This window comes from Ruegeria atlantica (assembly GCF_001458195.1).
GTDB lineage: Bacteria > Pseudomonadota > Alphaproteobacteria > Rhodobacterales > Rhodobacteraceae > Ruegeria > Ruegeria atlantica.
The window spans coordinates 1-13,567 of record NZ_CYPU01000016.1; the positions used below are offsets into that span (position 1 = coordinate 1).

Sequence of the window (13,567 nt, forward strand, 5' to 3'; positions counted from 1 at the left end):
CGTCCTAATGGTGCGAGCGGTGAGGTACTACAAGAAGTCTTGGATTAGAGCGCTGTGAAGCGCGAGGCCTGATATTGAAGCAAGTTAGACCAGACCGCGACGGCATCGTCCACAACGCGATCCGCATATTCGTTGCTTCTTGGCAGATACGGCACTCGCCCAACGCAGCACTCTTTAGCGTACACAAATGCTGATCAGAACTTCACGGAACATAACGTTCCGGCTTCGGAGACTGAATACTCTCCAAATACTCAGCAATTTCGATAAGTCTGGAAGGAATACGCGTAACCAAACCATTCCCCGTATCGAATTCGACAGCAGGGCCGTCATTCAATTCGGTGATTACCGGCATGTCATCGCGAGGTTCTTGAACTTTCAAATAACCGTCCAAGATCGACATGACCTCCAACATGGGCCACACGCCCCCCCTTCGGTCGGAAATCTTTGTTAAATCAGCTGGCTCTGTTTTCAAAGCAGCTGCGTCAGGTCCTTTTCCGGATGCATCGATTCCGTGACATCTGGCGCAATGCTCAACAAAGAGGTCTTTGCCAAGGTCCGAAAACTCATCGGCCGCAGATATCGTCGCAACCGAAGAAATGCCCATGCTTGCAACGATCATAAAGTGCCTCATAAGCCGGAGGTCCTTTGCAATACGAGAGTTTACTACAACAGAAATGGACCGACATCTTCCCCCGGTCAACGTCGGTCCTTTACCATATAACATTTGCTATCCTGTGGCCCAAAACCGATTGATGGGGACAGGCAGCAACGAGCTCAGAACAGCTTCACCGTTTAACATTCGAAATTTAGCATGTGAAGGCGCTCGGCTCTTTGACATAAATCATATGTCACCTCGCAGTCTGCCAGAATTGGACTCGACACGCCAATTCGGCCATATGATATTGAATGACTGCTTACGCCTAGCAGAGCACGGCGCTTCACAATGCTAGGCCTGCAATTGTCACCGGGTCAAAAAAAGGTGCAAGTCCAGAACACCGACAAACGGTCAATTGCTGACCTAGCGCCAAGAACATTAATCTACTGTTGGATGCTTTCTAAGAAAAACAATAACCCCGCTAACTCGCGCGGGGTGGGCGTCAAGACACCCTCGATTTCAACCGGAACCAGGTCTTCCGCCATTTCCCCGCCAAACTCCGGCATAACCCGAGCAAGATGGCTGTTTTCTGTGTCGCCATAAATGTAACTTAGTGCCCGTGCTTGAGGGAAAGTGCCTCCGTTCTTCGCGCTCAATGTTGTCAAATCTGTTGGCGAAACGGAAAGATCGCTGGTTGCCGGGCCACCGCCTCTACCATCCACACCATGACAAGAAGTACAGTTTTCTGAGAAAAATGCCGCCCCATCAGCGCGGGTGGGCATGACGTCGGCGTCAGGATACAGATCTGTACACGACGCTGTGGCCAGAGCAAAAAATCCAGCCGATAATACAACCCACCTTGTAGCGTGCATGCTCTACCCCGGTTTTTAATCCAACCTACGGTCTATTGTAGCGCATGGCAATGACCGCAACTGCGGCTTTAAAGTCGGTGAGGGTCAATTTTACAAATCTGACAAGGACTTGGACATTGCCGCTCACTATGGCGGTGAAAGCTATTTCTAGACCTTCTATGTCTGTGGGCATTTCACTTTTGTGAATCTAAGCAGAGTATTCGACAATCAGGATTGGGAGATCCAAACATGCTGGAAGCTTCGCCCCGAATAGTTTGGCTCGAAGCGATAGGGGCGATCCTAATGATCCTACTCGGGTCCGGGCTTCACTTTGCATTTGTTTTGCTAGGAGGTTGGACGCCAATGGCGCTTGTGGCAGCTGTCAACGAGTCAATTTGGGAGCACTTAAAGCTGGCTTTTTGGCCAGGATTGTTGTGGGCCTGCCTAATGCCGCTTCCACCCCGACTTACAAGAAGGGACGTATTTAGCGCTAAGGGATTTAGCCTTGCAACTACTGCTATTTTGATTGTGACAGTATTCACGGCGTACACAGCGATACTTGAGCGCAACTTTTTGGTTTTTGATATTGGAATATTTGTTGCTGCAATTTGCATCGGCCAGATCGTGTCAATTCTTATGCTTGTTTATGAAGATCGAATGCGTGAACTCATCCATGTATTCGGCCTGGTTCTCTTTGGGCTTCAAGTTGTCGCCTATAGTACCTTAACATTTTTCCCTCTTAATCATTGGCTGTTCATTGAAGCACGTTCTGGCACGATAGGCATTCCTGCCCATTAGATGGACAGTCTGACCAATTGGTGGCGCATACTTGGATCCCCATAAATCCTAAAACGGTTTTCCCGAGCTTGACGGGTGCTAAGCGGGGATATTGAGTAGAGGCATGGATCATTGGATTTCGGAGTCGATAGCTAAGATCAATGCGGATGCACACCGCTCTGCCGATACGCACCTTTTCAAGCTACCCGTTCGGGGGCTGAAGGGCGTAGACATCTATCTCAAGGATGAAAGTACCCATCCGATCGGCAGTCTCAAGCACAGATTGGCGCGGTCGCTTTTCCTTTATGCGCTTGTAAACGGGAAAATAAGGGAAGGGACACGTGTAATCGAAGCCTCGTCTGGCAGCACTGCCGTTTCAGAAGCTTACTTCGCCCGTATGATCGGAGTGCCTTTTACCGCGGTTCTCCCAAAATCTACCGCCAAGAGCAAAATCGACCTAATCCGGTTCCAAGGTGGGGAAATCCACTTCGTCGATGCGGCGCCGGACATGCACCAGGCCTCGGTTGAACTGGCAGCTGAAGTCGGTGGCTACTTCATGGATCAGTTCACTTACGCCGAGCGGGCGACGGATTGGAGAGGCAACAACAACATTGCAGAAAGCCTTTTTCGTCAGATGGAACGAGAGCCACATCCAATTCCATCGGTTATTGTGATGAGCGCGGGCACTGGCGGAACTTCAGCAACTTTTGGGCGGTACATTCGCTACAAAGGCTTTAACAGTGAATTGGTTGTTGTGGACCCAGAAAACTCAGTGTTTTTTGATAGTTTTCGAACCGGAGAAAGGACCCTGACCCGCTCTTGTTCAAGTCGTATCGAAGGTATCGGACGTCCCAAAGTAGAGAAGTCGTTTTTGGCAGATGTAATCGACCGTATGATCCAAGTGCCAGATGCCGCAAGCATTGCGACAATGCTCTGGCTTGAAGATCGGATCAGGCGGCGGGCGGGCCCATCAACAGGCACAAACCTTTGGGGGGCTTTGCAAATTGCGCAAGAGATGGAGGCGGCCGGACGATCTGGCTCCATCGTCACTATTCTGTGTGACGACGGAAACCGTTATCTCGACACCTACTACGATCCGGATTGGGTGATGGAAAACTTCGGCGAAACCGCCTCTTACGAAGCTACTTTGGCGGGATATCACTGAATTCAAACGAAGAGGACAGAATGAAAAGGGCGAAATTTGTATTGGCAGCGCTTCTGGCATCAATGGTCGCAGTGTTGTTTTGCGCCACAACAGTTTTGGCCTCCTCTCAGGAAGCACAACGGATCATCGAAAGCGCGGCTGCTGATTGCAAAGACTTCGAGAATGGAGAGTTTGATCAGGGTGACGCTGTGACCGAGATCGAGCTGCGCTCGCAGTTTGGCACGGCTAAGGCTGAACTCGTAGATGAAAGCCAGTATTCCTGTTCTTCCGCTGCCTCTATGTACTGCGGAACAGGGGGTTGCATGCTCAATCTTATCGTCGACGGAGAAACCATGTCGTGGCAGGCAACGGGTTGGCGTCTTATTGACTGGGGACCTGACCGTATACTGCTTATTGGACGAGACGGTGGTTGGTGCGGAGGCGCAGGAGCCGAGGTTTGTTATGAGGCTCTGGTTTGGAGTAATGGGAAGATTTTAACCGTAGGATCGTCGCAAGAGTAAGCTCACACAGCGTTACCGGTTGGTTTACTCGCCTGGCCCATTTGGCCAGAACTTTTGGATCGGGCATGATCTGTTCGACGGCGATTTCCTTGATTTTCGACTTACAACAGAAACAAAACCTTAGCCACGAGGGCGATGGTAGACATGAAGTTTCTAAAGTGCCTGTCATCAATTGTCGCGACCCTGCACCGCTCTTTCAGCCGTCCAAATATGTTCTCAATCTTGTGACGGATTCGATAAATCTTGGCAAAAATATGGTGCAAAATCTTTGCGGTTCTGTTCCGTTTCTCGGGATTCGCAAGACCCGCTAGTGAGTAACCGCTTCCAGCCGCAAGCAGTCAGTGATGCTCACCTCAGAGAACGGCAGCACCGAGCCCAAAGCGGACGGAGTTGTATTGCTTTTCCGTCCATGCGAGAGAGTGACTTAGCGATTTGGCGTGAATAGGTTAGACTGTCTGGCGCATGTCAGAAACCGTTCAAGAAAGAGTACGATCACGCGGCGGCGCGGCTTTCGCCGAAGAAGAACGCCAAGGCATGATGCTCGCCGCAAAGGTCCGAACTATTGCTCTTGCACTTGTTCTACTGTGGCAAGCCATTGATAGCCCGGAAGCTGGGCCATCATATTATTTTGCTCTTCTTGAAATCTTCGCTTTTGTTTTGCTCGGTGGTTTGCAGTACATCGCAGCATACTCGCGTCTTGGCGGACGCAGCATTCAGTACGTGTTCGTTACGTTAGACGGCCTGTTTCTGGCGGTAGTTTTTAGTCTCGGTTCGCCGTTTTCCGACATTTCGTGGCCGCCAGCCATTTCGATGAACTCCGCGCGTTTCTTATACTTTTTGATGTTTCTGATGCAGGCATCCTTCAGCTTTCGACCTTTCTTGGTTGTCTGGTGCGGTATCAGCATAGCGATTGCTCGTATCGGCATGTGGGTATGGTTTTTGAGCCTACCAGGTTCGTACAGTAATCTGGACTTGCCGGAACAGACAGTTGAAGCTTGGCTTGATGGAGGCACTGACCTTAATTTTCTGTTTCTGGGATATGCCGCCACAGAATTGCTGGTTGTTGTGATATTGTCTGCGGGGTTTGCTATCGTTGTTGCGCGATCTCGGCGGCTCGTTAGCAGTCTCCTTTCGACTGAGAGGAATCGGGCCAGTCTGGCAAGATACTTTTCACCAAATGTAGTCGACCAACTAAGCAGTTCAGGTGTTGGTCTTTCGACCGGTAAACACCAAAAAGTTGCCGTACTTTTTGCGGACATCATCGGGTTCACAAAACTTTGCGAAAAAGCGACTGCCGATGAGGTGATTGAGCTTCATAGAGGCTATCATGACCGTTTGGGTAAAGCGGTGTTTAGAAACTCGGGCACCTTGGACAAGTACATTGGCGACGGGCTGATGGCGACCTTTAGAACTCCCAACCCGAACCCTCACGACCCTGAAAACGCACTAAACAGCGCTTATGAAATGCTCGAAGCATTGGACGAGTGGAACACGGAAAGAGCGTTGTCCGGCGACGATCCGATCCGTGTTGGGATCGGACTGCACTGGGGCGCCGTGGTCGCCGGAGACATAGGGAATGAACGGCGCTTGGAATACAGCGTGATTGGCGACACTGTGAACATCGCAAGCAGGATCGAGCACTTATCCAGACAACTGAACACTCGGCTGGTTGTGAGCGACGATTTGGTTTGTGCAATCAAACAGCATAACCCAAACGCCAATCTTGATCCCTTGATTGATGCAGGTCTTCAGAAAATCCGCGGCAGAGCGTCTGAAGTAAAAGTCTGGAAATACTCCAAGTAGCGACAGCGATCTCAATTGACCGTTTCGTCCGCAACTCAGTCGTTGCCCCGATTATGTCGAACGTCCGCTGATGGTAGAAAATGCCGTTTAAGTTCGAAACACTTTAAACGTCCTGAACCTAGACTTAGGCGGAGATCACTATTCTGGTCCTTCAAACCTTGCTTGCATCGCAATCCAGCCGTCGGCGCGTATAATGCGCATATGACAAGAGATATTGAAGCTAACGCCAAGAAAATCGCTGATGCCCTGACCTTTGCTCAACAGATACCTAAAATGTCTTCAGAGACAGGACAACTAACGCTGGATGACGCATATTCGATTGCAAGTCGCGTCCGAGAGCTTCAGGGCAAAAAGAGAGTTGGCCGGAAGGTCGGCTTCACGAACCGCACTATTTGGCCTGTTTACGGTGTGGATCAACCCATTTGGGGAGAGGTTCACTCAGATGGGCTGTTTTCGACTGATCAGCCGGTAAACTTGGCTAGGTATTCAGAACCGAGAATCGAACCAGAAATCGTACTAGGCCTTGGCTATGCCCCGACGGCTGAAATGAACAATGAGCAGTTGGCAGGTTGCGTAGAGTGGGTTGCCCCGGGATTTGAAATTGTTCAATCGATTTATCCCGACTGGAAATTCTCGGTCGAAGATTCAATTGCAGCACAAGGATTGCATGGTTGCCTTGTTCTTGGCGACAAAATCGCAGCGACGCATGATGTTTTGACCGGCTTGGCAGAAGTGCCACTAGCATTGTTAAAGGGCACCGAGGTCATCGAGTCCGGCAAAGGTGAAAACGCGCTTGGAGGCCCAATCGAAGTCCTGGCTCATCTTGTGACTCTGCTCTCCGACGCCGACCAGCTTCAGGGAGGCGAGCTAGTCACAACTGGCACATTGACGGACGCATGGCCTGTGTCGCCGGGCGAACTATGGTCAGCTGTTTTTGGTGGCGTTATGGACACCGAGCTATCGGTGCGATTTGCATGAGGCTTTGGTAGATTTGTGACGCCGACTGCACCAAAGAAAAGTTTTTCTCAATACGCAACTAGCTGAATTTCATACTTAGCTGTTCAGGCAGTATCCGCTTCAGGTCGATAGCCGCAGAAAGTCGAGAACCGCTAGAGTTGCGCCCTGAGTTAATTTAATCCGTCGGAGCGGCAGACAGAAACTCACAGCGCAATACTATGGGCAAACTACGCAAACTTATGGGGTGCGCGAAGTGCTATGCGCAAACCTACAATATTGTAGGCGCGCTCATAACGCTGCATTTCCGACGTTGATTTCATTGAAGAGAATCTTGGAAGCGTGCCAATAACTTTGCGCGGTATTTGCGCATAACTTTGCACGATTTGCCCATAAGTTTGCGTGCCACAGAGAACCCATCGAACAAACCAGCTCCTATGGCTTATCCGCAATTCTCAAATGCAACTTATTCCCAATCGCCAGCAGACGAGCGCCACGTCTTAGCGTCCGCGTCCCAAACACTGGCGGTGACGCAAGGCGTTGGGTTTATTCCGTCGCAATTGGATCCATGAATATCTGCAACAACAACGCGTTGACGCCCAAAATCAACAACCGTCCAGCCCTGGTTGAGCAAGGATTGAACCTCTTCTTCAATCAAGAAGTGCGACATGCATCCGCCAGTTCCGCAGTAAAGAGATGCGGCGCTCGAACACGCAAAACCAGACTCATTCAGAACCCAGTCGCGTTGTAGATCTCCGTCGAGATCGACCCTTTCAACCGCGCCCCAGGCTATGTCAAACTGACCGTCGTTGAACGACGTGCAGGCTCGTGCCGCCAGATCAACCTTCGCCTGCAAACCGGGCGGAAGTTGCGATACATCTGCCGCGACAGCTGGTGAGGTCCAAACAAGGCCCGAAGCAAGCATAACCCCGGCGACCAAACATTTCATCTGACGCGCTATTTGGGAAGCTGGTTGGAAGGAGGTATCAATTGCACTGATCATACCTGTAGTCCCCATATTCCAGCCAGTTTGCCGAGCGTTCGCTAAAAATCAGAAACTCGGACCTGTCCTCCCCAAGCAGGGCGACGACAAATCCGGCGGGCGGTACAGAGTTTCCAAAGTAACTGTAGGCCGTCATGGCTCTGATCGACTCGCCGTTGACCGTTACTCGCGCGTCCCACTCCCCCTCTGGATTGTCCAAAATTACGGGTTCGATCACGCGCTCTATCGCTCCGCCACCACAATAAACGATGCCTTCGGGCGCTTCGTAGGAGGCCCCCTGGTTATTATCTGACTCGCAGGCGGAACGAAGGGACCGAATTGCCGCGCTGGAACCCTTCAAGTCAAAGATTCCGTAGCTGACATCTTGATCAATCATCGACAGATTAACCGATGCATTGGCCGCAAGCTGGTCCAGTACGAAACCATAGTCTTGCTGACTATTGAAACTGACCTCGACAGGATAATTGTCGACGATCTGCAAAGCCGCGTTTTCTGCGCCAACCTGAAATGCTCCAACTTCGGTGGTGCCGTTCTTCAAAAATCGAATGGAAAGCCCCTGCTTCTCCACAATGTCCTGGCTGTCCTCATATCCAGCCGGAGCAAAGCGGATACGGTCACACTGAAGCTCCAGCGTCATGTTTCCGGTCTGAATAAATGCATTGGGATTAGGCCCGGAGTTGACCGACCACTCCGCCGATGCTGTGGTCGCCATTCCCATCATCAACGCTCCAATGGAAATCGTTTTGAACCTCATTTTTTCTCTCCATGGTGTTACGTTTCGCGCAGTCATTCAGCAGAGATTCCGGCCCGTTACCTGTGCAACCAGATCAGGAAACAGGTTCGCCGTATTCGTTTGCGCCTTCTTGGGAAGGTCGCGTCAGCCACCAGATCATCAGGACAGACAGAACCAATTGAAGAATTGAGACAACAACAATACCAGTCATGCCCAGGACTGCCGCGGGTCCTCGCAATGCATCGGGGTTTTCCGTACCTTGCTCCAATACCGAAAAGAATGCCACGCCACCCCGCATAACAAAAAGCGTTGTAATGCTGAGCGCCATCGGCAGCAGCAAGTACCAGCCAGGTCGTCCTGTATCATGTAGCCTCCGCCAACCGGCGGCCAGCATAGGTATGAGAACAGCCAATTGGAAAACAAAGGACAGAACCTGAGATCCTTGCCCTGTTTCAGGGTCGGTCCCTAATAGGATCGTATCCAATACAGCCAAAGCAGCACTCACAAGTACCACAAACAAGAAGAACCACCAGTATTCTGAACGTATAGCCCGTCCGGAGAACTGGAAGTATTTCGATAAACAGGTTTTAACTGCTTCCACAAACCCCATTTTCAACCCTTTCTAAGTTTCTGTGCGGCCTCAGAACGCCTCGCTACCTAAAGGAACAGACTTGCCCTTCTGGGTTTTCCCACCTTCCTTTTGTGTTTGAACGCCAAAAAACTATCCTATGAAAAGGTAGCGAAGTTTGCGCGCGGAAAAAATATTGATTTATTAATAATTAGATTCAAACATGCGAATTCGACACAACTTTCATTTTACCTCCGTTGTTGTCGTTGCTGCTCGCTTTGCCGAGCCCTTCCGGCCGCTGGAGTGAGTGCTGGCAGCCGGAAGGCACTTTACACGGATCAGTCGTTGGGAGGGCGCGATGCTTAGACTTAACGTACTCGCCCTCTTTCCAGAGTTCGCTCTAGCTTTTGCCTGTGACTTCATTCGGTCATCCCACGTTATTGTCGGCCCCGATAGTCAACGAAATATCTTCCCGCCGACCAAGCCCCCCGCGGGAAGTTTTGGGAAAGGTAGTCACAGGAACGCTGTGTGTTCTGTCGGCTGCCCAAACGCGAGAGCCTCAAACAATCGTATCCGCTCTAATTGTAACAAAACTGGCATTGAAATCGGCCGGCGTGATAAACGAAGAAAACAAACACCAATTGAACTGGAAAGTTTTTCTGGCCTACTTCGTGGTCGTCTTTATCATCAATCTGGTGTGGCCGGTTTAAAGCTTACGGTCGGAAAGTCTATCGCGCACTTGATACGGCTGCTGAGAATGAGCCGCTCCAATAGATTACCAAGTGAGAAGAGTTTGAGCATTAAAGGTTCAAGAATAGAAAGGATTTGGCATGCGGTTTTTGGCGTCCCTCATATTCATTGGTGTTCTCGCAACCGCTGCGAATTCTGACGTGACCAGTCGAAATGGCGGTCCAAGCAACAGTCAAATGCTTTCAAAGGGTGGTGACGGAGGCATTGATGGTGTCGCTTTCTTTCGCCCAGTCTTAAGCGGAGTGTTGTATCGATCCGGTTTCAAGGGCGGCGACAAGGATCGAACTGGCCTAAGTGAAGGTCAACGCGAAACTCTGTGCGGTGAAGGGTTTTCAACCGGGTTTTATGCCGACTTCGGCAAAAACACTGAATACGGTCGCACCAGCTGCGGAAACGGATCCTTTGACTATCAGAGCGCCAGATCCTCCCGACCCGATGCTGTCATGTCGTCCATACACGAGGTGATTAAAAACCCTGGAAAGGGCCCTGTTCTGGTGCACTGCATGTGGGGCGTTCATTCCTCAGGTGCATTGTCGGCGATGGCGCTCGTTCAGTTTTGCGGTTGGAAAGAAGAAAGGGCCAAGGAATATTGGAATGATGCCCGAAACGGAGCCCCTTGTTCAGGCGGGTGCGACCAGTGGATTGAATCAAAATTTTCCAACTTCAGTGTCGACCCAAAATTGAAGATCTCCAACGAGCAACAGGCAGCGATTTGCCCCAAATGATATTGGGAGGACTATCCAAATGAAGTTCAATCTTCTGGGGTCACTTGCTTTCATTGCACCCACGGTCTTGTGGGCGAGCGACGATGTTCTCGGTGAAGCCACGACATTTGATAGTCCCAACGGCGTTACTGAACGCTGTATTCGGATCGAAAAAGTTCCAACGGGCGAGTATAAGAAAAGCGATCTTGAGGAAGAAACGGCCTATTGCGAGATCGATTTCTATGCCTCCGAAATTGCTATTTGCCCAAAAACCTGGAGCACCAGCCCAGGAATGGCAGTCTACGATATTTCGGAAGGACCCTACACGGGGAACCGTTCCGAATTCGAGAGAAACGCTTGCAAAGAGGGGAAGTCGGCAAAAGATCTGGCCAAGGACAGAGTGGCCAAGTTCAAGTCCACCATGAACCAAAAGGGCACCAGCGGAACGTTTTCCACCTCGTCGCTGCTTTACTATCATTTCTCCAGATATTTCGATGCGACTGTCAAAGTTCCAGTCGCTGTTTGGCGTAGCATGGACGCCCAGGCGCATTTTTCCGAAGTCGCAGAGCCTGGCCTTGCGATTTCTGGTGGCTCTCATGGCGGGCGCATGAACCACGAAGGCTGGCGGGTCTTCGCAGCTGCGGATGCTGACCCGAACTCATACCAGCCAACCGACGATCTGTTCACCGCAGATCGAACGCAAATATACGGTGTGCTGCTTGATAGCCCTGGGCATCGATACGGCTCGGAGATCAACGGCACCCGTAAATCTGGTTGGGGGAAAGGTCAGAACCGCGATTTTCAGGAAACTCCTGCTTTCTTGGCTTTGCGTTCTTCAAAACCCTTGCCAGAGGCCATTGTAGAGGGCGTCGGCGAAGGTCGAAAAGACCGGATGATCAACAAGGATCTCGGTCCCGATGTCAGCGACCAACAGATGGCATTTTGGATGCAAGAACTTACCGAGATTGTTCTCCTCGATTTCATCTTTAGCCAGCAGGACCGCGTAGGAAACATAGACTTCACACCCTATTGGTATTGGGTCGAAGACGGAAAGCTGAAGCATAAGAAAGCCAAGCACCATGAGCCAAACGATGGAGACGTTCCCACCGGCGCATTATTGATCCGTCGCAGCAATCTAAACGACAACGATGCTGGCGGGCGTGTCGAGTATGCCAACTTCGCGAAATCTACTCAAATGCTGGAGAAAATTCGCCACTTCTCTCCAAGCACGTACCGGCGCTTGGTTACATTGAATAGTGACCTTCAAACCCAAGGCCCGGGCTATGACTGGCTATCGCAAAGCTTTGGGTTGTCAGACAGTCAGATTGCACAAGTTGTCAAAAATTCTGCGCTGGCAACGTCCATCCTCCAGAGCAATTGTTCAAATGGCGATTTGATGTTCGACTTGGATCCTGTCGCATTCTTTTTGAGAAACGGCACCGAGGTAGAGGCTGTGGACTGTTATGAACCGTAGGTGTTCTGCTCTTATTGCGGTGTTCATTTGGACCGCCCTGCTAACCTGCAAGGCCGCGGCATTGGATGTAATCGTCATATCGGATCTGAACGGAAGCTATGGCTCGGTAAAATACGATGCCCGCGTCGACAAAGCGATTGAGCGCATAATCGAGATTGATCCAGATCTGGTTATTTCGACCGGAGATATGGTTGCGGGACAGCGCATTCCCAACTTGTCCGACAAACAGGTCAGGGATATGTGGAAGGCGTTTCAGGAGGCAGTATCAGATCCTTTAGAGGCTGCCGGCATTCCATTTGCGGTCACGCCAGGAAACCATGATGCCTCTGCGTACCGTGGCTTCGAGCGTGAAAGAAAAATATACGCAGAGGAATGGACTCCGAGAAAACCAGACGTCGATTTCTTGGTTTCAGATGACTACCCGTTCTTCTACGCATTTGAGATGCAGGGCATTACTTTTGCGTCTCTGGATGCAACAACCCTAGGACCCTTATCCGGTGACCAGCAGGACCGCCTACAGGAACTGGGTGCAGACGGAGACCCGATTGTCACGTTCAGTCACCTCCCGCTTTGGCCCTTCGCGACCCAGCGCGAACGCGAAATCATCGGTGACCCAACGCTTGAAAAAATCTACCTGGAAAGCGGTGTTGTTCTGCACCTGTCAGGCCACCATCATGCCTTCTACCCCGGTTGGAAAGACGGTGTGGCTTATGTCTCCCAAGCTTGTTTGGGAGGTGGCCCGCGACGGCTTATTGGCGATAGCGCCAGATCACCTCACAGCTTCACTCATGTTAAGTTCCAGCCGAACGGCGAGTTTGGGATAGCAGTATATCGAGGGCCTGATTTCGAAAGGTCGGTCAACTTCAAGTCGCTTCCGAAAGAGATCAGATCCCCGAATGCGGTGTTGAAACGATTAGACCTTGTGAAATGACTAGAGGTTGAGTTTCAGCTCAACTTTTTCAGGGACCAGATCGTTTATCATCTCTTCTATCCGGGCTTCTGAAAGTCCACCCGAGGTGATGAAAAGCAATGAAACGCGAGATTTGCCCGGAACGTGATGTTTTCTGACCAGCTTCCAGCCAGCGTCTGCCGCCATAGCTTCAATGGCACCGCTGACGTTCAATGAGTGCTTTTCGTCTGAAGCCTTGAGCGAAATCTCCACGCCCTTGTTTCGCCCACCGAGCCAAATGAAACACCAGCACACAACCGCCACCAGTGTGGCCATCAACGGCAAACCCAGCCCTACCGCCAGCCCAAGCACGGTGACTATAATCATTTCCACCGTGTCGACCGGGTCATCCATATTTGATCGGAACCTCAACAGGGCTCCTATTCCAAAGATCACGAACCCGATCATTGATCCGTGCTGTACGACCAGAAACCCTACCGCCATGCCGACAAGCGCGTATAGGAAGAACAGTCGCGGCATGACAATATCGCTGACACTTCTCCGGGCTCTCCGCCTCACAGGGTGATAAACGATCAGTCCAGTCAATATGACAGTTACGATGACGTCGAGAGTAAAAAAATACAGTTCCTGTCTGCCGCGAAACTGCGTCCAACGTCGCTCGATAAGTATTTCCGACTCTGAAGTGCCGGCCAACATGGTTGCGGGGTCGACTTGTGACACCGCAACGCCTGGCAACAGTACCATTAATAGCACGGCCAGGAGTGGGAAAGTCTTGTTCAA

At 51.0% G+C, this 13,567-nt stretch carries 13 protein-coding genes; 7 read left to right on the plus strand and 6 right to left on the minus strand.

What is annotated here, in order from left to right; genetic code table 11:
• Positions 1-202: 202 nt before the first annotated feature.
• Positions 203-619 (minus strand): c-type cytochrome, encoded by a 417-nt coding sequence (locus tag RUA4292_RS04140; RefSeq protein ID WP_058276450.1) that lies wholly within the window; start codon positions 617-619, stop codon positions 203-205.
• 419 nt (positions 620-1,038) lie between these two features.
• On the minus strand, positions 1,039-1,377 hold the full coding sequence (locus RUA4292_RS04145) for a c-type cytochrome (RefSeq protein WP_058276451.1): 339 nt from the start codon (positions 1,375-1,377) through the stop codon (positions 1,039-1,041).
• A 318-nt stretch (positions 1,378-1,695) separates the two neighbouring features.
• Between RUA4292_RS04145 and RUA4292_RS04150 the strand changes: the two genes are divergently transcribed.
• The 5 genes from RUA4292_RS04150 (at position 1,696) to RUA4292_RS04175 (ending at position 6,669) form a co-directional block, all read left to right on the plus strand.
• Positions 1,696-2,244 carry a DUF6512 family protein gene (locus RUA4292_RS04150; RefSeq protein WP_058276452.1) on the plus strand — a complete coding sequence of 183 codons (549 nt, stop codon included), beginning with the start codon at positions 1,696-1,698 and terminating at the stop codon, positions 2,242-2,244.
• A 103-nt stretch (positions 2,245-2,347) separates the two neighbouring features.
• Positions 2,348-3,388 carry a PLP-dependent cysteine synthase family protein gene (locus RUA4292_RS04155; protein WP_058276453.1) on the plus strand — a complete coding sequence of 347 codons (1,041 nt, stop codon included), beginning with the start codon at positions 2,348-2,350 and terminating at the stop codon, positions 3,386-3,388.
• A 20-nt stretch (positions 3,389-3,408) separates the two neighbouring features.
• The gene (locus RUA4292_RS04160; RefSeq protein ID WP_058276454.1) at positions 3,409-3,888 is read left to right on the plus strand and encodes a hypothetical protein; all 480 of its coding nucleotides are present in this window, start codon (positions 3,409-3,411) and stop codon (positions 3,886-3,888) included.
• A gap of 462 nt (positions 3,889-4,350) precedes the next feature.
• Complete coding sequence (locus tag RUA4292_RS04170; RefSeq protein WP_058276456.1) at positions 4,351-5,691, plus strand: adenylate/guanylate cyclase domain-containing protein; 1,341 nt, start codon at positions 4,351-4,353, stop codon at positions 5,689-5,691.
• A 15-nt stretch (positions 5,692-5,706) separates the two neighbouring features.
• A complete protein-coding gene (locus RUA4292_RS04175) occupies positions 5,707-6,669 on the plus strand; it encodes a 2-keto-4-pentenoate hydratase (RefSeq protein ID WP_233493343.1) in 963 nt (320 codons plus the stop codon).
• 442 nt (positions 6,670-7,111) lie between these two features.
• Here RUA4292_RS04175 and RUA4292_RS04180 read toward each other — a convergent pair whose 3' ends face one another.
• Genes RUA4292_RS04180 through RUA4292_RS04190 form a run of 3 tightly spaced genes read right to left on the minus strand, consistent with a single transcriptional unit; the run spans position 7,112 to position 8,991 of the window.
• Positions 7,112-7,594, minus strand: coding sequence for a hypothetical protein (locus tag RUA4292_RS04180; RefSeq protein ID WP_233493344.1), 483 nt, complete (start codon positions 7,592-7,594; stop codon positions 7,112-7,114).
• Between the two features lie 37 nt (positions 7,595-7,631).
• Complete coding sequence (locus RUA4292_RS04185; RefSeq protein WP_233493345.1) at positions 7,632-8,438, minus strand: hypothetical protein; 807 nt, start codon at positions 8,436-8,438, stop codon at positions 7,632-7,634.
• Positions 8,439-8,475: 37 nt separating this feature from the next.
• Positions 8,476-8,991, minus strand: coding sequence for a DUF805 domain-containing protein (locus RUA4292_RS04190; RefSeq protein ID WP_058276460.1), 516 nt, complete (start codon positions 8,989-8,991; stop codon positions 8,476-8,478).
• A 1,452-nt stretch (positions 8,992-10,443) separates the two neighbouring features.
• Here RUA4292_RS04190 and RUA4292_RS04200 point away from each other — a divergent pair.
• Entirely contained in the window at positions 10,444-11,877 is a 1,434-nt protein-coding gene (locus RUA4292_RS04200; RefSeq protein WP_058276462.1) for a hypothetical protein, read from the plus strand.
• 19 nt (positions 11,878-11,896) lie between these two features.
• Positions 11,897-12,808 carry a metallophosphoesterase family protein gene (locus tag RUA4292_RS04205; RefSeq protein WP_058276463.1) on the plus strand — a complete coding sequence of 304 codons (912 nt, stop codon included), beginning with the start codon at positions 11,897-11,899 and terminating at the stop codon, positions 12,806-12,808.
• Here RUA4292_RS04205 and RUA4292_RS04210 read toward each other — a convergent pair whose 3' ends face one another.
• Positions 12,809-13,531 (minus strand): hypothetical protein, encoded by a 723-nt coding sequence (locus RUA4292_RS04210; RefSeq protein WP_058276464.1) that lies wholly within the window; start codon positions 13,529-13,531, stop codon positions 12,809-12,811. It lies immediately after the preceding gene.
• Positions 13,532-13,567 lie beyond the last annotated feature (36 nt).

Bases quoted from the DNA above. Each gene is read 5' to 3' on its own strand.
- RUA4292_RS04140 (WP_058276450.1), bottom strand. From the start codon at position 619: ATGATCGTTGCAAGCATGGGCATTTCTTCGGTTGCGACGATATCTGCG.
- RUA4292_RS04145 (WP_058276451.1), bottom strand. From the start codon at position 1,377: ATGCCCACCCGCGCTGATGGGGCGGCATTTTTCTCAGAAAACTGTACT.
- RUA4292_RS04150 (WP_058276452.1), top strand. From the start codon at position 1,696: ATGCTGGAAGCTTCGCCCCGAATAGTTTGGCTCGAAGCGATAGGGGCG.
- RUA4292_RS04155 (WP_058276453.1), top strand. From the start codon at position 2,348: ATGGATCATTGGATTTCGGAGTCGATAGCTAAGATCAATGCGGATGCA.
- RUA4292_RS04160 (WP_058276454.1), top strand. From the start codon at position 3,409: ATGAAAAGGGCGAAATTTGTATTGGCAGCGCTTCTGGCATCAATGGTC.
- RUA4292_RS04170 (WP_058276456.1), top strand. From the start codon at position 4,351: ATGTCAGAAACCGTTCAAGAAAGAGTACGATCACGCGGCGGCGCGGCT.
- RUA4292_RS04180 (WP_233493344.1), bottom strand. From the start codon at position 7,594: ATGAAATGTTTGGTCGCCGGGGTTATGCTTGCTTCGGGCCTTGTTTGG.
- RUA4292_RS04185 (WP_233493345.1), bottom strand. From the start codon at position 8,438: ATGACTGCGCGAAACGTAACACCATGGAGAGAAAAAATGAGGTTCAAA.
- RUA4292_RS04190 (WP_058276460.1), bottom strand. From the start codon at position 8,991: ATGGGGTTTGTGGAAGCAGTTAAAACCTGTTTATCGAAATACTTCCAG.
- RUA4292_RS04200 (WP_058276462.1), top strand. From the start codon at position 10,444: ATGAAGTTCAATCTTCTGGGGTCACTTGCTTTCATTGCACCCACGGTC.
- RUA4292_RS04210 (WP_058276464.1), bottom strand. From the start codon at position 13,531: ATGGTACTGTTGCCAGGCGTTGCGGTGTCACAAGTCGACCCCGCAACC.